Genomic DNA, 19,799 nt, shown 5'->3' with positions numbered 1-19,799 from the left:
CGGTCTTTCTATCGGCTGATGCAAAGCTCGGTTTGCCCGGGGTGACGCCGCACCCTAGAATGCCCCGATGCGCGATGATCTCTCCCTTCTGCTGAACTCCCTCAACGATGCCCAACGTCAGGCCGTAGCTGCCTCCGTGGGTCGTCAGTTGGTCCTGGCCGGTGCCGGCTCCGGTAAAACCCGAGTGCTGGTGCACCGTATCGCCTGGTTGATCCAGGTCGAGAACGCCTCGCCCCATTCGATCCTGTCGGTGACGTTCACCAACAAGGCCGCGGCCGAGATGCGCCATCGCATCGAACAACTGATGGGCATCAATCCCGCCGGCATGTGGGTCGGCACCTTCCACGGCCTGGCGCACCGCTTGTTGCGGGCGCATTGGCAGGAAGCCGGGCTGAGCCAGACCTTCCAGATCCTGGACAGCGACGACCAGCAGCGCCTGGTCAAGCGGGTGATCCGCGAGCTGGGCCTGGACGAGCAACGCTGGCCCGCGCGCCAGGCCCAATGGTTCATCAACGGCCAGAAAGACGAAGGTCTGCGCCCGCAGCACATCCAGGCCAGCGGCGACTTGTTCCTGGCGACCATGCGCAGCATCTACGAAGCCTACGAGGCGGCGTGCCAGCGTGCCGGGGTGATCGACTTTTCCGAGCTGCTGCTACGGGCCCTGGACCTGTGGCGCGACCACCCAGGCCTGCTGGCCCACTATCAGAAGCGCTTCCGGCATGTACTGGTGGACGAATTCCAGGACACCAACGCCGTGCAATACGCCTGGTTGCGCCTGCTCGCCAAGGGCGGCGACAGCCTGATGGTGGTGGGTGACGACGATCAGTCGATCTACGGCTGGCGCGGCGCCAAGATCGAGAACATTCACCAGTACTCGGCGGACTTCCCTGACGCCGAAGTCATCCGCCTGGAACAGAACTACCGCTCGACCGCCGGCATCCTCAAGGCCGCCAACGCCCTGATCGCCAACAATACCGGGCGCCTGGGCAAGGAACTGTGGACCGACGGCGGCGAAGGCGAGGCGATCAACCTCTACGCCGCCTTCAACGAACACGATGAAGCCCGCTACGTGGTGGAAACCATCGAGAGCGCGCTGAAAACCGGCCTGGCCCGCAGCGACATTGCCATCCTGTACCGTTCCAACGCCCAATCGCGGGTGCTGGAAGAAGCGTTGCTGCGCGAACGGATCCCCTACCGCATCTATGGCGGCCAGCGCTTTTTCGAACGTGCTGAAATCAAGAACGCCATGGCCTACCTGCGCCTGCTCGAAGGTCGTGGCAACGACGCGGCCCTGGAGCGGGTGATCAACGTGCCGACGCGAGGCATCGGCGAGAAAACCGTCGAAGCGATTCGCGATCACGCGCGCCACAGCCACGTGTCCATGTGGGAAGCCATGCGCCAACTGGTGGCCAACAAAGGCGTGACCGGTCGCGCCGCCGGCGCCCTGAAGGCCTTCATGGACCTGATCGAAGACCTGGCCGCCAAGTGCGGGGAGATGCCTCTGCACTTGATGACCCAGACCGTCATCGAGCAGTCCGGCCTGATCGCCTACCACGAAGCGGAAAAAGGCGAGAAAGGCCAGGCCCGGGTGGAAAACCTCGAGGAGCTGGTCAGCGCCGCGCGCAACTTCGAGAACACCGAAGAAGACGAAGACCTGTCGCCGCTGTCGGCCTTCCTGGGTCACGCCTCCCTGGAGGCCGGCGACACCCAGGCCGACGAACATGAAGACAGCATCCAGCTGATGACCCTGCACAGCGCCAAGGGCCTGGAATTCCCCTACGTGTTCCTCGTGGGCATGGAAGAAGGCCTGTTCCCCCACAAGATGAGCCTGGAAGAACCGGGACGCCTGGAGGAAGAACGGCGCCTGGCCTACGTTGGTATCACCCGTGCCATGCAGAATCTGGTGCTGACCTACGCCGAAACCCGACGCCTTTATGGTAGCGAGACCTACAACAAGGTGTCGCGCTTCGTACGTGAAGTGCCGAAGGGCCTGATCCAGGAAGTTCGGCTGTCCAACAGTGTCAGCCGACCGTTCGGCGGCGGCCAGCAACAAAGCACCAGCAGCCTGTTCGGCGGCAGCGACATCCCGGAAACCGGCTTCAGCCTCGGCCAGACCGTGCGGCACTCGGTGTTCGGCGACGGCGTCATCCTCAACTTCGAAGGCGCCGGCGCCCAGGCCCGGGTGCAGGTGAACTTCAGCGAAGGCAGCAAGTGGCTGATGCTGGGGTATGCCAAGCTCGAGGCGATCTAGAGATTTGTGTAGGCCCCCGTGGGAGCGAGCTTGCTCGCGATAGCGGTCGATCAGTCATTATTGATGCTGACTGACACACCGCTATCGCGAGCAAGTTCGCTCCCACAGTTGTTTTGGGAAACATTTCCGATAGAACTTGTTCCTCTTTCCTACAGCCCAAAGCGAACAGGCCCTCTTGCACAGCTGAAGCTGAACCTCACCTGTCATGCAAAAGCCAGAAACACTCTGCCGCTAGCCAGCAACAGTTCAGCTGTGCAACATGGCCCGCGTGCTATCCACAAATGGGAATGCCTTTATATGAAACGTTTTCTTAGCGTCGCCATGGCGTTGTGCATCGGCCTGACGATGGCCATCGATGCCAATGCCGCCAAGCGCTTTGGCGGTGGTAAAAGCTCGGGGGCAGCCCCGACTCACCAGACCAGCCAGATGGCGCCGTCTTCTGCCGCCGGCTCCACCGCTGCCACCGCAGGCGCGGCCGGTGCCGCTGGCGCTGCCACCAAGGCCAGCGGCGCTTCCCGCTGGCTCGGCCCCCTGGCCGGCATCGCAGCCGGTGGCTTGCTCGCCTCCATGTTCATGGGCGACGGCTTCCAGGGCATGCAGATCTTCGACATCCTGATCATGGCGGTCATCGCCTTCCTGGTCTTCCGCTTCATTGCCGCTCGTCGTCGCAAGCAGCAGGAGCAACTCGCTCCAGCCGGCCACGCGCCGATGCAGCGTGAAGTGTTCAACCAGCAGCCTGCCAGTGGTTCGATCTTCGGTGGTTCGGCAGCGCCTGTGGCCGCTCGTCCGGTCATCAATGCGCCGGCCTGGTTCAACGAGCAGCGCTTCATCGAAGCCGCGCGCAACCACTTCATGGCCCTGCAGCAGCATTGGGACGCGAACGAAATGGACAAGATCGCCGAGTTCGTGACCCCGCAACTGCTGGAGTTCCTCAAGCGCGAGCGAGCCGAGCTGGGTGATGGCTTCCAGTCCACCTACATCGATAACCTGCAGGTGCAACTGGACGGTGTCGACGATCGCGCCGACAAGACCATCGCCACCCTAACCTTCATCGGTGTGTCGAAGGATTCTCGCTTCGACAAGGGCGAAGCGTTCAGCGAAAGCTGGAACATGGAACGCGCCCAGGGCGATGACCAGCCTTGGCTGGTGGCAGGTATCCGCCAGAACGGTTGAACCTTTGCCCGTTTTGCATGTTGAAATAAAAGAACCCCGGCCCAGGCCGGGGTTTTCTATTTCGCGGTTGCATCTATAGCGAGCTACTGTATAAACCGCTTCATATAAAACCGCGCCATCGAGAAAGAGGATCCCCGGACGTGGAAGAAATCATCGAACAATTGCGTGAAGCCAACGAACCCGTACCGGTCCCGCTGGAGTTGCCCGACGAAGATTTGCTGGTAGAGATCGAAGAACAGCTGTTCATCGATATCCCATTCGTCTTCAGGGAGTTTTTGCTGACCGTCAGCGATGTCGTCTACGGCAGCCTGGAGCCGGTGACCGTCACCGATCCACAATCCCACACCTACCTGCCGGACGTGGCCGCCAACGCCTGGGATGCCGGTGTCGACCGCAGCCTGATCCCGATCTGCCAGGACGGCGACGATTATTACTGCGTCGAAGAGGACGGCACGGTGGTGCTGTGGCAGGCCGAAGAAGAACTGATCGCCGAGGAAACCTGGGAATCGGTCTGGCACTGGGCCCGGGACGTCTGGCTGGAAAGCTGAGCCCCGTCGCCGGTCAATGCCCGGACGACTCCTTGTGGTTGTCCAGGGTTTCAAGCAGGGCCACCTGCATTCGCGTATGCAGGCGGATGAACCAGCGCCAGAGCAGTGCCGCCACGGCAGTCGCCACCACGGCGATCAGTACGAGCAACTTGTTGGTCGGCAGAATGCTGGCCGACAAGGCCGCCAAGAGCAGGAAAATCACCAGTAGCGAGAGAATCGGGATCACTTCGGCGATCACCCGACGCACACGCTGGGTGTGGCGGCCAGCCATCTCCGGCTTCACGCCCATTTCCGCCAGCAGCATCGACAGCGCCTTGAGTTTGCGGTACGCGGCGATCAGGAACGGTAGCGACAGCAGCAACGCCCCACCCCAGATCAGTGCTTTCTGCCAGCTCGGGTCGCTGATCCAGGCTTGCAGGTAAGCCGACATCCGTTCGGCAAAAAAACCACCCGAGACAAAAATCGCAATCACCAGCGCCAGATTGACGCCAACCTGCAGCAAAATCCGCCGGATCATCGACGCCACCATCGCCCCTTCACCCTGGGGTTGGATGCTACGCAGCCATTCCCCGTACATCCCCAGCACCCGCGTCAGGCGCCGCGGCATGACCGTTGCCAGCTTGACGGACAGCGGGTCGGCAGCTCGGATCAGGTACGGCGTCATCAGTGTGGTCAACACCGAGACGGCGACCGCGACCGGATAGAGGAAATTGCTGGTGACCTGCAGGGTCATCCCCAGCGAAGCGATGATGAAGGAAAATTCGCCGATTTGGGAAAGCCCCATCCCAACGCGCAGCGAGGTGCGTCCGTCATTGCCGGCGATAAAGGCACCAAGGCCGCAGGACAACATCTTGCCAAGCACCACCGCGCCCGTGATCACCGCAATCGGCCAGGCGTACTGCAGCAGTATCGCCGGATCGAGCATCAACCCGATGGCGACGAAGAAGATCGCGCTGAACAGATCACGCACCGGCTCCACCAGGCGCTCGATCTTCAGCAGTTGCCGGGACTCAGCCATGATCGCACCGATCAGGAACGCCCCGAGCACCATGCTGTATTCCAGTTTCACCACCAGCAGGCAGAAGCCGAAACACAAGCCCAGTACGGTAATCAGCAGCATTTCGTTGCTGTCGAACTTCGCCACGTAGGCCAGCACCCTCGGCACCAGCAGAATGCCGATGACCAACGCGACGATCATGAACAGCGACAACTTGCCGACGGTGGAAAACACTTCGCCGGAGCTCACGGTGCCGCTGACGGCAATGCTCGACAGCAAGGCGATGATGCCAATGCCCAGGATGTCCTCGACGATCAACACCCCGAAAATCAGCTGGGCGAAGCGCTCGTTTTTCATCTTCAGGTCATTGAGCGCCTTGACGATGATCGTGGTGGAGGAAATGGCCAGGATGGCGCCGAGGAACAGCGAGTCCATGGTGCTCCAGTCGAACCAGCGGCCGATTTCGTAGCCGATCCAGATCATCAGCACAATTTCGAGGAACGCCGCAATGAAGGCCGTGGCGCCGACCTTGAACAGTTTGCGCAGGCTGAATTCAAGGCCCAGGCAAAACATCAGGAAGATCACCCCGAGCTCGGCCAGGGTCTTGATCGTGTCTTCGTCATGGATAAAGCCGAACGGTGGCGTGTGCGGACCAATGATGAAGCCGGCCACGATGTAGCCCAATACCACCGGTTGTTTGAAACGATGAAAGAGTACGGTCACCAACCCCGCCGCCATCATGATGATCGCCAAATCCTGGATGAAACTGATGGCATGCATGTCGGGGCTCCCTGTTCAAAAATGACTCACTGCAGAGCTGGAGAAATCCGTTTCCTCTGTAGGAATTGCCCTCGCAACGGGCTTTTGAAGGGTAACACCGCGACTTCCGACAAAAAGACGGTGCAATATATGGAAACAGATCCATCGGCGCGTGACGGCAACCACAGGCGCAGCGTCCCGATATCGTGTGGTTTTTAAAACCTGGTGACCTGTTCGCAGGCCACCCCTAGCACCCGCAGAGGTGCCTCCCGAATGACTGCCTTGAACCGTGAGTACGTTATGGAACCCGGAAACGCCCAGCTGTCGATGACGGTGTTGATGACCCCCGATATGGCCAACTTCTCTGGCAATGTCCATGGCGGCACCTTGCTCAAATACCTCGACGAAGTCGCCTACGCCTGCGCCAGCCGCTACGCCGGACGCTACGTGGTGACCCTGTCGGTTGACCAGGTCATCTTTCGTGAGCCGATTCATGTCGGCGAACTGGTGACCTTCCTGGCCTCGGTGAACTACACCGGCAACACGTCGATGGAAGTGGGCATCAAAGTCGTGACCGAAAATATTCGCGAGCGTTCGGTGCGCCACACCAACAGTTGCTTCTTCACCATGGTTGCGGTGGATGACCAACGCAAACCCGCGACCGTGCCGCCCTTGCAGCCGCAAAACAGCGAAGAAAAACGCCGCTACGAACAAGCCCAGCAACGCCGACAGATCCGCCAGGAACTGGAGAGGCGCTACCAGGAGATCAAGGCGGACGGGCCTTAATCGGCCGCCGGGAGCGCGCTCGCTCGCGATGGCGGTGTCACAGCCAGCATCGATGTTGAGTGTGATGGCCTCATCGCGAGCAAGCTTGCTCCCACAGGGATTTGCAGCATCTCCACGGGCGATCAGAGGCTGATTGGCACAGCCTCGAAGCGCACCCGTGGATGGGCGATCCGGTCCTGGGCGCGGACCAGTTCCAGCTCGTAGCTGGTACAGGCCTGGGTCTCCAGCAACACTTCGTGCACCGCCGCGGCGGTGAATTCGAATGCCGCGACCAAACTGTCCCCCAGCAGAATCCGCGCCAGGAACAGGCCCGACGTCAGATCGCCCACCCCCACCGGCTGGCGCGGGAAAGCCAGCAGTGGACGACGCAGGTGCCAACTGTCATTGGCGGTCACCAGCAGCATTTCGAAACTGTCATCGGGTTTGCCGGGGTAGGCCAGGTGCTTGATCAGCACCGCCTTCGGGCCACGGGCCAGCAACGCGCGGGCCATGGCCAGGCAGTCCAGCAACGACTGCGCCTTGCGCCCCGAAAAACTGTCCAGCTCCAGTTGGTTCGGGCACATGAGGTCCGCCACGGCAGCGGCTTCTTCCAGGAGAAATTCGCTCACCTCGGGCGCCACGATGCAGCCCTTCTCAGGGTGCCCCATGACCGGGTCGCACAGGTACAGCGCCTTGGGGTTGGCGGCCTTGATCCGCGCCACGCCCGTCAGAATCGCCCGCCCCTGAGCCGCGCTGCCCAGGTAACCGGACAACACCGCATCGCAATGCCCCAGCTCACCGATAGCGGCAATGCCATCTACCAATGCCGGTATCTGCTCTGGCGCCAACACCTCACCGGCCCATTGGCCGTACTGGGTGTGATTGGAAAACTGCACGGTATTGAGCGGCCAGACGTTCACGCCGACCCGCTGCATCGGAAACACCGCGGCGCTATTGCCAGCGTGACCGAACACCACGTGGGACTGAATGGCAAGCAGATGAGGCGTACGTTTCATGCGGGAAGTTTCCGTAAAACGATTGAAATTCAAGCCGCGCAGTATGCGACTAAACACAGCCTGTACGACAGACCGGCGAGACAGTTAAGCTGACAGCAACTTGTTGGAGCACTTCGTTCATGCTGACCCTTGGAAACATCTTCGTGCTGATGCTGCTGGCTACCGGCGGCGCCTGGCTGTGGCACAACCATGGCTTGCGCGAACGGGCGTTGGCGAGGGTCATGCAGCATTGCGCCAACCTCAAGATCGAGCTGCTGGACGGCAATGTGGCGCTGAAAAAAATCGGCTTCGTGAAGGACGCCAATGGACGACGACGCCTGGCTCGCATCTACAACTTCGAGTTCACCGTCACCGGCGAAAGCCGCCATTCGGGCACCATCACCCAATTTGGTGCCCACAGCGCACACATAGAGCTGGCGCCCTACCCGATGCCCTTCGAAGAAACACCGCCAGCGCCCATCGAACCGGTCCAGACCAGGCCCAGGGCTGAAGTCATCGAATTGAGCCAGTGGCGCCAGGAACACAACAAGTGGAAGCCTTGAAACAAGGCTGATTCAGGAACATCGACAACTCACCAGACCGGCTTTCAGGCGATCGACGTCTTGCGGCTGATGGAAAATCAGCTCGACCCGAGAATCCTGGCGCCACTCGCTGGCTTGCCAGTCCAGCGCCGCCCCCTCCAACGCATTGGCTGAAACCCAACCGTCGCGGCTGTGGATAACCATCTTCGCCCGTTTCCAGCCCTGGTCTTGTAGCCATCGCGTCAGCGCCGCCGCGTCGAATCGTTGGCTTGGGTGCCAGCGCCAGCCGATACTCCAGCCTCCGTCCTGCTGCTGATACAGGCAGATGGGTTGCGTCGGGTCGGTCCAGATGGCCGGGATCTGCCCCAGACTCTTGGGCAGGTTCACGTTATCCACAGACCCGCGGCCCTTAGCCCCGAGGCCTGGCAATCGATTGATCGGTAATGCCGCGTGTTGCGTCCAGTACAACGCAGACCCTGACAGTTGCGCCGTCACCCGTTCGCGATCGGCTTGCGTGAGGCTCTCGGATTTGTTCAGCACCAGCAGTCCGGCATCCGCCAGGGTTTGTCGCTGCGCATCGGGCAAGGGTTTGCCGTCCGCCATCGCCCGGGCATCCAGCACCAGCACACAGGGTTGTACCGCGAGCACGCCGAGCCAGGGCGCTTCACTCAGTTGCCGCATCAACTGTGCCGGATGACCCAGGCCCGAGGGTTCGATAAACAGCCGATCCGGCCGGGCCTTGCGCAGCAAACGCCCAAGACCGATCTGAAACGGCGCGCCATTGACGCAGCACAAACAGCCGCCGGCCACTTCGCCCAGTGCGATACCATCGCCAGCCTGGGTCAGCAGCGCGGCATCCAGGCCGATCTGGCCGAACTCGTTGATCAGCACCGCCCAGCGTTCATTGGCCGGTCGCTGGGCCAGCAGATGCTTGATCAGGCTGGTCTTGCCGGCGCCCAAGGGGCCGGCGATGACATGGGTGGGAATGTGCTGCAACATAATCGACGGCTTTCGAAGGAGGTGAACATGCGATTGATCGGCTGGTTGTTACTGGCACTGACGTCGGACCAGGCGCTGGCCCAGGCCTGCGTGGTTCACAGCCAGGCGGAGCGACTCGATGTGAAAGTCTGCCAACAGAACCGCAGCATTCCGCAGAAGCTGTTTGCCGATGGCTTCTGCCAGCCAAACCTCGCCGGCCAGAAGGTCGAGGTGCAATACGTCGATCAATGCCCTGGCGGCGCGTTCGGCGTTTGCAGCAACGCCCAGGTCGCCAATATGCCTTACCGCCAGGATATTCACTATTACGGCGTGGCGACCGATGCCGCGTACCTGCAGCCATTTTGCGAAGGGCAAAGCCAAGGCACCTGGCTCAAGCCCTAAGCCAGCCAATCCAGCGTGAGAATCAGGCGACGCTCTCCCGGCGCAGGCGCCGGCGAGCGATGGATCAGGCCGAACCCCTCATTACCGCGCCATTTCTCGCCTTTAAGCAAGCCGACATCACCGCAACCAAACTGCTGGATCACGCGCGGATCAACCGGCTCTGCCTCTGGCTGTGCCAGGTGCCGACGGTCCATCGCCTCTTCCTTGAGCCACTGGCTGCCGACGCCCGCATAAGTGGTCAGCAGCCGCACCGGTACGTGGTCAACGTGGAAGCGCGGGCACATGGCCTTGTCCAGCGTGCGCAGGCGCAGACCGACACGTTGCGCGCCCAACAGGCAGGCAAACGCACAGACCAGCCAGGAAACATCGGCGATAAAGCCCTCATAGCCCTGCAGGTCACCGAAACCCGCGGCCAGACCGTGCAGCGCTGGCTGGGTGTCTTCCTCTGGCAAATCGAGCACCCGTGATTCAGCCAGCGGCTGGTCCATCGCCAGCACCATGGCCGCAAAATCGCTGATGTGGGCGGGAAGCTGACGCTGCCAGACCGCCAGGTTGGTGCCGTCGTCCAGGATCTGCGTGAATACCCCTGGCGTATCACCTTGGACCTGTCGTACCTGCGTCGCTCGTTTCAGACTGGGCGCCAGCATCACGCTGCAACCTCTTCATGCCACGGCCCGAACGGATCCGGCAACAAGCGCCAATTTTCGACCCCGAGGGCCATTTCCACATCGGTGAGCAGGCAAGCATCCAGTTCAGCGGCGAGTTGGCCAAAATCAATGTCCTGGCCAATGAAGACCAGCTCCTGGCGGCAATCGCCTGTGGCAGCCAGCCAGTTCTTCATGATCGCCGCGGTGCTCTCTTCATCCTGCGGCCATTGGTTTTTCGGCACGAACCGCCACCAGCGCCCGGCGAAGCCATGTCGCATCAAGCCGCCAGCCTGGGACCAGCTGCCCGCCTCCTCAGGCTTGCTGGCCAGCCAGAAGAACCCCTTGGAGCGCAGGAGTTTGCCATTGGGCCACGGCCGGTCGATGAAGTTGAAGAACCGCTGGGGATGAAACGGCCGGCGAGCCCGATAAGCAGTCGAGGCGATGCCGTATTCCTCGGTTTCTGGCACGTGCTCACCGCGCAGTTCCTGTAGCCAGCCAGGTGCCTGGGCGGCGCGTTCGAAGTCGAAAAGGCCTGTGTCGAGGATTCTGCCCAGTGGCACCTGCCCCATGACCATCGGAATGATCTGCGCCTGGGCGTTGAGACGCTGCAGAATCGCGGTCAACTCTTCCCGCTCATGCTGGCTGATCAGGTCGATCTTGCTGATCAGAATCACGTCGGCAAACTCGATTTGTTCGACCAGCAGATCGGTGATCGAGCGCTCATCCTCCTCACCCAGGGTTTCGCCTCGCGACGCCAGGCTTTCGGCGGCCTGGTAATCCAGCAGGAAATTCACCCCATCGACCACCGTGACCAGGGTATCGAGTCGCGCCACATCGGCCAGGCTTCGGCCCTCTTCATCGCGAAACGTGAAGGTTTCCGCCACTGGCAGCGGTTCGGAAATACCGGTGGACTCGATCAGCAAGTAGTCGAAACGCCCTTCCCTGGCGAGTTGCCCGACTTCTTCGAGCAAGTCCTCGCGCAACGTGCAGCAGATGCAGCCGTTGCTCATTTCCACCAGTTTCTCTTCGGAACGACTCAGGGTGACATCTCGCTGGACTTCGCTGCCATCGATGTTGATCTCGCTCATATCGTTGACGATCACAGCAACCCGCAGGTTGTCGCGATTCCGCAGGACGTGATTGAGCAGTGTGCTTTTACCGGCACCGAGGAATCCGGACAGTAAGGTGACGGGAAGACGATTGGGCATCAGGTATATCCTCATCGGGCGGCCGCTTCGATGACGGCTCGTTTTCAGGGCTTGGTTGTTTTTATGTTATAGTATAACAACACAGTTCAACCAGCCCCGCCGCTCCTCATTCGTCTGAGATCCATCCATGCGCAATCCTCTGAAATTTGTTTTTGCGGGCTCATTGTTGCTGTGGGCGTCAGGCGCTGCGGCCCAGAGTCCGCTCTTGGCAAACTGCACCCGTAGCGCGAATTTGCTGGCGTGTGTGGATATGCAAGGCAATGCCTATAGCGTTGCGACGGCTGGAAACACTATTTACTTACGCGGCTTTGAAGCCGCCAGTCGCCGCTATTGGGCGCAAACGAACAGCCGTTATGGTCAGCTCACGTTCTTTACCGGACTGGCGTCGGATGGAGAAAGTTGGGTTGGATACAGCCGGCGTGTGGGCTGGACCACCCTCAATCGTTTTTCCAGCTCGGGCGGTAGCACCGGTGCATTTACATGCGGCCGCATGAACGGGTGCCAGGATTCATCGCGTTAATGTTTCACGTGGAACGTGAACATGCGGGGAGATGAAACTCCTTTCATGGAAAAGGTTTCTTGAAATTAACTGTTATACTATAACATCTAATTTTAACCTTCGATGGGCCTTGACCATGAATGCGTTAACGCTGCCCGATGTGGCTGCGCAGGTTTCACATCAAACCCTGCCCCTTGATTGGGTAGGCATGTGTGGTATCGCAACGCCGGTGTTGATTGATGGCCAGCGCCTCAGCGCAACGGTCGACGCCGGTGTGAGCCTCGATGACAGCGAGGCACGCGGCATTCATATGTCGCGCTTATATCTGGCGCTGGGGTTACTGGAAGAGACGCCACTTTCTCCAGCGCTATTGCGCCGAATCCTGGAGCAATTTCTTGATAGCCATGAAGGCTTATCCCATGCGGCTTCGCTCAGCGTGCATACCAATCTACTGCTCAAACGTCCGGCGCTAATCAGCCCGTTGGCAGGCTGGAAAGGTTATCCGGTGAGTATCGAAGCTCAGTTGAAAAACACAATGTTCCACGTGGAACTGAAAATTCAGATCCCCTATTCCTCGACTTGCCCTTGTTCGGCAGCCCTTGCCCGGCAGTTGATCCAACAGCAATTTGTCGACGACTTCGCTAACAAGAAACTTGAGCATGCCGAAATTCTCGCCTGGCTGGGCTCATCGAACGGCATTGTCGCCACCCCTCATAGCCAGCGCAGCACGGCGACCTTGACCCTGCGTCTGGACACCGCTGTCGACGAATTGCCGCTGCAGTGGTTCATCAACCAAGCCGAAGCAGCCCTCGGCACCGCCGTGCAGACCGCCGTGAAACGCGCCGATGAGCAAGCCTTCGCCTTGGCCAACGGGCAAAACCTGATGTTCTGCGAAGACGCCGCGCGGCGATTGAGCACGGCCCTGGCCCGCTCATCGGAGATCACCGCCCTGGATGTACGCGTCGTTCACGCCGAAAGCCTTCATGCCCATGACGCCGTGGCACAAAGCCGCTGGACCCGGGAGCCATCATGATCGACTGCCAAGCACTGCGCTGGGGTGCACCCGGACAACCCCTCACACCGCCCCTCGCCATGGAGCGACCGGCAGGCAGCCTCACCGCCATCATCGGCGCCAACGGCTCGGGCAAAAGCAGCCTGTTGAAAGTGCTCGCGGGGCTGCAAAAGCCGCTGGCCGGCAAAGTCGCCTTGAATGTTCCACGACGTGGTGGCGTCTCATTCATGCCCCAGCAGCAACATCTGGATCGGCAATTCCCCATCAACTTGCAAGACCTGGTGGCGGCCGGTTCTTGGGGCAATCGCCACACGCCAGCCATGCGTAGACAGTTACTGCAGACCGTACTGGACGATTGGGCATTGAACGGCCTTGAGCAGCGTCCGCTAATGGCGCTGTCGGGAGGCGAGCTGCAACGCGCCCTGCTCGCTCGCCTGAGCCTGGCCGAAGCGCCTTTGCTGTTGCTCGACGAACCCCACGCCGCCCTCGACGAACAAGGCCAGGCGCTACTGTGGAAACACATCCATCGCTGGCACGCAGCAGGCAGAACCCTCGTAGTGGTGTGTCATGACCTGGCAGCGGTACGCCAACATGTCCCCCATACGCTGCTGATCAAAAACACCGGCTGCGTGCTGGGCCGCAGTGTCGATTTGATCGCCCAACAACCCCATGCGTGGGTGGCCTGATGCTCGCGGCCACGCATTTCTGGCAACCCTTTCAAGAGTTCGTCTTCATGCGTCGGGCCCTGCTGGGTGGCCTGGTGTTGGCGTGCAGCACGGCACCGTTGGGGGTGTTCCTGATCCTTCGGCGCATGAGCTTGATCGGTGACGCCGTGGCTCACGGCATCCTGCCAGGTGCCGCCCTGGGCTTCTGGTTTGCCGGGCTGAGCCTGCCGGCCTTGACCCTGGGCGGCCTGGGCGCGGGCCTGAGCATGGCCGGGCTTGCCGCCTGGATTACCCGGCGCACCGGCCTACGAGAGGACGCCAGCCTCGCGGCGATTTATCCCATTTCCCTGGCGGCCGGCGTGTTGATCCTCGGCATGGCCGGCAAACGCCTGGACTTGTTGCATCTGCTGTTTGGCTCGGCCTTGGCGGTGGACGGCCCCACACTCACCGGCATGTTGTGGGTTTCCGGCGCCAGCCTGGTGGCGATGGCGTTGATTTATCGACCGCTGCTGCTCGATACCCTCGACCCGCTGTTCCTGCAAACCGTCAGTCGTCTCGGCCCTTTGGCCCACGGCGTGTTCCTGACCTTGGTGGTGCTGAACCTGGTGATCGGTTTCCAGGCCATCGGCGCGTTGATGGTGGTCGGCCTGATGATGCTGCCGGCCGCCGCGTCGCGATTCTGGAGCCGTCGCCTGCCGCTACTGATCCTGATCGCCGCGCTGCTCGGTTGCCTCTCGGTTTGGCTTGGCCTGCTGTTGTCGTTCTATTACTCACTGCCCAGCGGACCGTCCATCGTTCTGGTGGCGGGCGTGTCGTATCTGCTGTCGGTGGTATTCGGGCCGGTGCACGGTTTGCTGCGCCGCCCGCCCTTGCTCACATCCCAATGAGGTGTTTCCCGATGCGCGTACTGCTCGTGCTAATCAGTCTGATGCTGTCCATGTCCCTGTCCGCCGCCGAAAAACTCCAGGTGGTGACCAGCTTCAGCATCCTCGCCGACATGACCCGACAGGTCGGTGGTGAGCATATTCAAATCACCAACATGGTCGGGCCGGACGCCGATGCACACACCTACGAACCCACCCCAGACGACGCCAAGGCGTTGCTCAGGGCAACACTGATCATCAAGAATGGCTTGGGTTTCGAGCCGTGGCTGGACCGACTGGTGACCAGTACCGAAACCAGTGCCCCGGTGATCAGCGCCAGCCGTGGCGTCATCCCGCGGTCACTGGATGAGGACGGTGAGACCATCCCCGACCCGCACGCGTGGCACAACCTGGCGAACGCCGAGCTGTATGTCAGCAACATCACCAAGGCACTGGAAGCTGCCGACCCGGCCAACAAGGCCGACTACGAACGTAACAGCCAGGCATACCTGAAAAAGATTTACGCCCTACTCGCCGAAGCCAAGGCCAAGCTCGGCGCATTGCCTGCCGGTAATCGCAAGATCGTGACGTCCCACGATGCATTCGGTTACCTGGGCCAGGCCTATGGCATCGAGTTCATGGCGCCCCAGGGGTTATCCACCGAACGTGAACCGTCGGCGGCAGAAGTCGCGGCGCTGATTACCCAGATCCGTCAGGCGAAAGTCAAAGCGGTGTTCATGGAAAACATCAAGGACGCGCGCCTGCTCAAGCAGATCGCCGACGAGAGCGGCGCTCACATCGGCGGCACGCTGTACTCCGACGCACTCGCCGCCAGCGGACCGGCGAGCACGTTCACCGGCCTGTTCGAATACAACCTCAATACGTTGTACGAGGCGCTGAGTCGGCCTTAGAGCATTTGTGGGAGCAAGGCTTGCCCGCGATGAACGGTGACGCCCTTGGCGACTCACCGAATTGTTTGCATCGCGAGCAAGCCTGGCTCCCACAGGCTCACCAAGCGATTACTTCAAATGAGCTTCAAGCCCTCGGTTTGACCGTCCCGCAATCCTGCCCCAGCCAGACCGCGCGAGTGTCGAGGCTACCGTTCTGCTGGATGCCGGTGGCATTGAACGTGCCGTTGACCTTGGTGGTGAATTCACGATCACTCTGGAATGTCGCGACCCCAGTACCCTGGGCTTTCGGGCAACTGAAGCGGAACTTCCACTGATTGCCGGTGCGCTCGGTGATCTGCTGCTTGCAACCCGATTGCGGGTCTTGCAGCGGAATGTCATTGGTTTGCACCTGCGCCGGGGTCAGGCACACGCGAATGCCTTTACCCCCCATGGTAATCCCCTGCTTTTCCAGCATCGCCCGTTGCTCCGGGGTCATCTGGGTTTGCAACTGGCCAAGGATCAGTTGCAGGTCCGGCAGGTTCTGGTTATCGACCTTCATATTGCTGGTGGTCAATTCCCACAAACCCGGCTGGAGCATCTGCGCCTGAGCCGCCATCGGAACCGACAAACCCATCGCCAAGGCCACACCCAGCAGACGAACATTCATTACACGAACTCCAGAGGACAAGTGGCCGTTAGACGCCGTCCACGGGGTTCGGTTCAGGGCCTGAACCGGTGAATTAAATAGCGACATTCGTCACGGAACATGGTCTGTTAAGCATTGAAACTTCAGGAGCAAGGCTGCCCCATGGATTATTTCGGCCCGCATGTTTTCGGTTACCTGATCGCGCTGCTCCACACCCTGGGTTCCATTGCCGCCGTCCACGCCGTGCTGACGGTGCGCACCGCCCAAGGCTCGATTGCCTGGGCCCTGTCGCTGACCTTCATTCCCTACCTGACGTTGATTCCTTACCTGGTGTTCGGCCGCAGCACGTTCGATGGTTATATCAAGGCGCGTCGGCAAGCCAACGAAGAAATGCGCAAGGCAATCTCCGAGTTGAACTGGCGCCCCTGGGTCGAAGAAGCCCTGACTGCTCGCGCCTCCCAAGCCTATGCCTCGTTACGGGCCATGCCGAAACTGGGACGCACACCGTGCCTGGCCAATAATCAGGTGCGTTTGCTGGTCAACGGCCACGCCACGTTCGAGGCGATTTTCCAGGCCATCGAACAGGCACGACAGGCCGTGCTGATCCAGTTCTTCATCATCCATGACGACCGCCTCGGTCAACGCTTGCACTCGCTGCTCTTGAAGAAAGCCGCCGAAGGCGTGGCCGTGTACCTGCTCTATGACCGCATTGGCAGCCACTCCCTGCCCCACCGCTACGTGCAAGCCTTGCGCGACGGTGGCGTCCACGTAAAAGCGTTCGCCACCCGCAGCGGCTGGCTCAACCGATTCCAGGTCAACTTTCGCAACCATCGAAAGATCGTGGTGGTGGACGGCGTGCAAGGGTTCGTCGGCGGGCACAACGTCGGTGACGAATACATGGGCGATAAACCACCCTTGGCGCCCTGGCGCGACACCCATGTGCAAGTGTGCGGGCCGGTGGTGGCGAGCATGCAAGAGTCGTTCGCCGAAGACTGGTTCTGGGCGGCCCGTTCCCTGCCCCCGCTGATCCTGCCGGACAGCTACCCGGACGACGGCGTGCTTTGCCAGTTGCTGGCCAGCGGCCCGGCCGACGCCTATGAAACCTGCTCGCTGTTTTTCGTCGAGGCCATTCACGCCGCCAGCGAACGCGTCTGGATCACCACACCCTACTTCATCCCCGACGAAGCGGTGTTCGCAGCTTTGCGCCTGGCGGTACTGCGCGGCGTGGATGTGCGCATCCTGCTGCCCTCGCGGCCCGACCACAAGATCGTCTACGCAGCGTCCAGCCTGTACGCGTTTGAAGCGGTACGGGCCGGTGTGCGGATGTTCCGTTATGGACCGGGCTTCCTGCATCAGAAAGTGGTGTTGATCGACCGGGAAATCAGCGCCATTGGCAGTGCGAACCTGGACAACCGTTCGTTCCGCTTGAACTTCGAAGTCATGCTGCTCACCGTGGATATCCCGTTCGCCAGTGAGGTCGAGCAAATGCTTGAAGAGGACTTCGCCCAAGCCCAGGAAATCGACAAACAGGAAAGCCGGGAGACCCACCGCCTGCAGAAGGTCGGCATGCGGATCGCCCGGCTTATTTCCCCGATTCTCTAAGGGGTGTAGATGTCGTCGCGGGTCCATGGCAGCTCATGGCTACCGTCGGCATGGGCCTTCACCGCCAGGATCTGGTGCAGGTTGATCCAACCCTTGGCGAACGCGTAGGCGCACCCGGCCAGGTACAGACGCCAGATCCGCAATGCCTGCTCCGGCACTTCCTTCGACGCTGCCTCGAGATTGTCCTCCAGGCGTTCACTCCAGTGATCGAGCGTGCGTGCATAGTGCATGCGCAAGCTTTCCACATCGACGATCTCCAGCCCCGCTTCACTGATCTGCGCGGAAATCATCGACAGGTGCGGCAACTCGCCGTTGGGGAATACGTACTTCTCAATGAACTCGCCCGCGCCGCGACCGACCGGACGCCCGTCGGTGTGCTTGGCGGTGATGCCATGGTTCATCACCAGCCCACCTTCGCGCACGGCGCCGAACAACGTCTTGCAGTACTGCTCGAGGTTGGCGTGGCCGACATGCTCGAACATACCCACGCTGACCACTTTGTCGAAGCGGCCGTCCTGGGGCAGGTCGCGGTAGTCCAGCAGTTGCAACTCGACCTGATCCTCCAGGCCTTCGGCCTTGACCCGTTCCCGGGCCAACGCCAGCTGCGCCTTGCTCAGGGTAATGCCGAAGACTTTGGCACCAAACTCCCGCGCGGCATAACGCGCCAGGCCACCCCATCCACAACCGACATCCAGCAGGTAGTCCCCCGGTTGCAATCGCAGCTTGCGACACAGGTGGCGAAACTTGGCTTGCTGGGCCTGCTCGAGGGTTTCGCTGCCTGTCTCGAAATAGGCACAGGAATAGGCCATGTCGCTGTCGAGCCATAGCTGATAAAACGCGTTGGAAAGATCGTAGTGGTAGGAGATCGCCTTGGCGTCGGTTTCCTTGTCGTGGACCGAGCGCACCGGCTGGTTGTCGGGATCGTCCTCGACCAAGGCCTGGCTCAATTCATCGCAGACCCGAATGACTTCGTGGATCGGGCCTTCGAGTTCCAGTTTGCCTTCGACAAACGCCGCCCCCAATGCGTCCAGGCTGGGGTGAGTGAATTGCGCGACCATTTGTGGGTCCTTGACCACAATCGTGACGCTGGGGTCGGCCCCCAGTGAAAATTCGTGGCCATCCCAGAGCCGCAGCCGAAGCGGTAAATGCAGATTCTGTAAGGCCGGTGGAAGTTGCGCGAGCATGGAAAATCCCCCTTGTTTCAGACGTCTGAAATGAGGGTAGACCATGCTAGAAAAATAGCAGGCTATCGAATTTATAGCCTTTTTCTATCGCTGTCCCAAATCACTCCTGTGGCGGGTAACTCCTGCGCTGGCACGCCCTCTCCAATAGCAGACTGCAAGTACAACGCGCAGTTCGCTGACCCTACCCAACGGTGCCCTTCGCTTGGATCTTGAGCAGTGGCTCCTGGAACCGCAGCAAGCGCCCGGCATTACCTAACACTAGCAGGGTACTGAGATTGTGCAGCAGCGCAGCGATCATCGCCCCCGCCGCGCCAAGCCAGCCGAAGGCGGCAAAGGCAACGATGGCCAGCGTCCAGCCCAGGCCAATGATCACGTTGACCTGCAACGTGCGCCGACACTGGCGACTCAATCGTACGCAGGTGCCGAGGCGCCGCAGGTCGCTGCCGATCAGCACGATGTCTGCTGACGCCAGGGCGATGTCTGCACCACCGGCTCCCATGGCGACGCCCACCACCCCGGCCTTGAGCGCCAGGGAATCGTTGATGCCATCGCCCACCACCATCGGGCGGAACCCATGGTCGATTTCTGCCATGACCCGCTTGAGTTTGTCTTCCGGCAAGGCCTGGGCTTGCACATCGCCGATGCCGACATCCCGGGCCAGGGTCGTGGCCACGCTCTGGCGGTCGCCGGTCAACAGCAACTGACGGCCCAGACCCAACTCGCGCAACTCGGCCATGGCCACCTGTGCCTCCGGCTTGACGCTGTCGGCCAACAGCAACCAGGCGAGGAACTGCCCATCCAGCGCCAGACCGGCAATCGGGCCGTCGTGCTCAGGAACCGCTGGGGTTTGAATGCCCAACTGTGCAAACAACTCCGGCCGACCGAGGGCCGCTTCGCCCTGAGCCGTCATCGCGACCACACCCAACCCCTGGCGCTCACGAATGTCCGTCAGGGCCAGGCAGTTGTCCTGTTCCACCAGCCCCGCCAAGGCACGACTGACCGGATGACTGCTGGCCGACCCGAGGCTGGCAGCCAGCGGCAGCAGCAACGATGCCTGAGCATCCTGGGCAGGTTCGATGGATTGCAGGCGCAACACGCCATAGGTCAAGGTGCCAGTCTTGTCGACGACCAACGAGGTCAGGTCCGCCAGTTCTTCCAAAAAGGCCGAGCTGC

Annotated in this window: 20 protein-coding genes; 12 read left to right on the top strand and 8 right to left on the bottom strand. The window is 61.0% G+C overall.

Annotation, left to right across the window (positions count from 1 at the left end; genetic code table 11):
* The first annotated feature begins 67 nt into the window (after positions 1-67).
* The 3 genes from uvrD (at position 68) to J4E53_RS03535 (ending at position 3,972) form a co-directional block, all read left to right on the top strand.
* Entirely contained in the window at positions 68-2,251 is a 2,184-nt protein-coding gene (gene uvrD, locus J4E53_RS03545) for a DNA helicase II (protein ID WP_060739967.1), read from the top strand.
* 297 nt (positions 2,252-2,548) lie between these two features.
* Positions 2,549-3,424 carry a Tim44 domain-containing protein gene (locus J4E53_RS03540; RefSeq protein WP_060739966.1) on the top strand — a complete coding sequence of 292 codons (876 nt, stop codon included), beginning with the start codon at positions 2,549-2,551 and terminating at the stop codon, positions 3,422-3,424.
* A 140-nt stretch (positions 3,425-3,564) separates the two neighbouring features.
* On the top strand, positions 3,565-3,972 hold the full coding sequence (locus J4E53_RS03535; RefSeq protein ID WP_003187120.1) for an SMI1/KNR4 family protein: 408 nt from the start codon (positions 3,565-3,567) through the stop codon (positions 3,970-3,972).
* Between the two features lie 13 nt (positions 3,973-3,985).
* On the opposite strand, the gene J4E53_RS03530 is transcribed toward J4E53_RS03535, so the two are convergent.
* Positions 3,986-5,749, bottom strand: a complete 1,764-nt coding sequence (locus tag J4E53_RS03530) for a cation:proton antiporter (protein WP_103307960.1) — start codon at positions 5,747-5,749, stop codon at positions 3,986-3,988.
* Between the two features lie 279 nt (positions 5,750-6,028).
* Here J4E53_RS03530 and J4E53_RS03525 point away from each other — a divergent pair, with 279 nt between their 5' ends.
* Positions 6,029-6,514 (top strand): acyl-CoA thioesterase, encoded by a 486-nt coding sequence (locus J4E53_RS03525; protein ID WP_060739964.1) that lies wholly within the window; start codon positions 6,029-6,031, stop codon positions 6,512-6,514.
* 122 nt (positions 6,515-6,636) lie between these two features.
* Here J4E53_RS03525 and pdxY read toward each other — a convergent pair whose 3' ends face one another.
* On the bottom strand, positions 6,637-7,509 hold the full coding sequence (pdxY, locus tag J4E53_RS03520; protein ID WP_103307959.1) for a pyridoxal kinase PdxY: 873 nt from the start codon (positions 7,507-7,509) through the stop codon (positions 6,637-6,639).
* Between the two features lie 119 nt (positions 7,510-7,628).
* Here pdxY and J4E53_RS03515 point away from each other — a divergent pair, with 119 nt between their 5' ends.
* Complete coding sequence (locus J4E53_RS03515) at positions 7,629-8,051, top strand: DUF3301 domain-containing protein (RefSeq protein WP_103307958.1); 423 nt, start codon at positions 7,629-7,631, stop codon at positions 8,049-8,051.
* 12 nt (positions 8,052-8,063) lie between these two features.
* Here J4E53_RS03515 and J4E53_RS03510 read toward each other — a convergent pair whose 3' ends face one another.
* Entirely contained in the window at positions 8,064-9,029 is a 966-nt protein-coding gene (locus J4E53_RS03510) for a GTP-binding protein (protein ID WP_103307957.1), read from the bottom strand.
* A 27-nt stretch (positions 9,030-9,056) separates the two neighbouring features.
* Here J4E53_RS03510 and J4E53_RS03505 point away from each other — a divergent pair, with 27 nt between their 5' ends.
* The gene (locus tag J4E53_RS03505) at positions 9,057-9,410 is read left to right on the top strand and encodes a hypothetical protein (protein WP_060739960.1); all 354 of its coding nucleotides are present in this window, start codon (positions 9,057-9,059) and stop codon (positions 9,408-9,410) included.
* Here J4E53_RS03505 and J4E53_RS03500 read toward each other — a convergent pair.
* Both J4E53_RS03500 and zigA read right to left on the bottom strand, forming a co-directional pair.
* Entirely contained in the window at positions 9,407-10,057 is a 651-nt protein-coding gene (locus tag J4E53_RS03500; RefSeq protein WP_103307956.1) for a DUF1826 domain-containing protein, read from the bottom strand. The two genes, J4E53_RS03505 and J4E53_RS03500, sit on opposite strands and share 4 nt — an antisense overlap.
* A complete protein-coding gene (gene zigA, locus J4E53_RS03495) occupies positions 10,057-11,265 on the bottom strand; it encodes a zinc metallochaperone GTPase ZigA (RefSeq protein ID WP_103307955.1) in 1,209 nt (402 codons plus the stop codon). The genes J4E53_RS03500 and zigA overlap by 1 nt, the downstream gene beginning before the upstream one ends.
* 127 nt (positions 11,266-11,392) lie before the next feature.
* On the opposite strand from zigA, the gene J4E53_RS03490 reads away from it, so the two are divergent.
* From J4E53_RS03490 to J4E53_RS03470, 5 genes are all read left to right on the top strand, one after another.
* The gene (locus tag J4E53_RS03490) at positions 11,393-11,785 is read left to right on the top strand and encodes a glutamine synthetase (RefSeq protein WP_081015350.1); all 393 of its coding nucleotides are present in this window, start codon (positions 11,393-11,395) and stop codon (positions 11,783-11,785) included.
* A 115-nt stretch (positions 11,786-11,900) separates the two neighbouring features.
* The gene (folE2, locus tag J4E53_RS03485) at positions 11,901-12,797 is read left to right on the top strand and encodes a GTP cyclohydrolase FolE2 (RefSeq protein WP_103307954.1); all 897 of its coding nucleotides are present in this window, start codon (positions 11,901-11,903) and stop codon (positions 12,795-12,797) included.
* Positions 12,794-13,462 carry a metal ABC transporter ATP-binding protein gene (locus tag J4E53_RS03480; protein ID WP_060739956.1) on the top strand — a complete coding sequence of 223 codons (669 nt, stop codon included), beginning with the start codon at positions 12,794-12,796 and terminating at the stop codon, positions 13,460-13,462. Before folE2 ends, J4E53_RS03480 begins: the two co-directional genes overlap by 4 nt.
* On the top strand, positions 13,462-14,328 hold the full coding sequence (locus tag J4E53_RS03475) for a metal ABC transporter permease (RefSeq protein WP_103307953.1): 867 nt from the start codon (positions 13,462-13,464) through the stop codon (positions 14,326-14,328). Before J4E53_RS03480 ends, J4E53_RS03475 begins: the two co-directional genes overlap by 1 nt.
* 11 nt (positions 14,329-14,339) lie before the next feature.
* On the top strand, positions 14,340-15,215 hold the full coding sequence (locus J4E53_RS03470) for a metal ABC transporter substrate-binding protein (protein ID WP_103307952.1): 876 nt from the start codon (positions 14,340-14,342) through the stop codon (positions 15,213-15,215).
* 124 nt (positions 15,216-15,339) lie between these two features.
* Here J4E53_RS03470 and J4E53_RS03465 read toward each other — a convergent pair whose 3' ends face one another.
* Positions 15,340-15,861 (bottom strand): DUF3617 domain-containing protein, encoded by a 522-nt coding sequence (locus J4E53_RS03465; protein ID WP_063323704.1) that lies wholly within the window; start codon positions 15,859-15,861, stop codon positions 15,340-15,342.
* A 141-nt stretch (positions 15,862-16,002) separates the two neighbouring features.
* Here J4E53_RS03465 and cls point away from each other — a divergent pair, with 141 nt between their 5' ends.
* On the top strand, positions 16,003-17,442 hold the full coding sequence (cls, locus tag J4E53_RS03460) for a cardiolipin synthase (protein WP_103307951.1): 1,440 nt from the start codon (positions 16,003-16,005) through the stop codon (positions 17,440-17,442).
* Here cls and cfaB read toward each other — a convergent pair.
* Positions 17,439-18,626, bottom strand: coding sequence for a C17 cyclopropane fatty acid synthase CfaB (cfaB, locus tag J4E53_RS03455; RefSeq protein ID WP_060739951.1), 1,188 nt, complete (start codon positions 18,624-18,626; stop codon positions 17,439-17,441). The two genes, cls and cfaB, sit on opposite strands and share 4 nt — an antisense overlap.
* Positions 18,627-18,807: 181 nt before the next feature.
* Positions 18,808-19,799 (bottom strand): HAD-IC family P-type ATPase (locus tag J4E53_RS03450; protein WP_207268104.1); only part of this gene is annotated, 992 nt, incomplete at its 5' end.

Source organism: Pseudomonas sp. FW305-28 (genome assembly GCF_017351395.1).
Lineage (GTDB): Bacteria > Pseudomonadota > Gammaproteobacteria > Pseudomonadales > Pseudomonadaceae > Aquipseudomonas > Aquipseudomonas fluorescens_AA.
The sequence above is the reverse complement of the archived record's forward strand: the minus strand, read 5'-3'. Positions and strand labels throughout refer to the sequence as shown.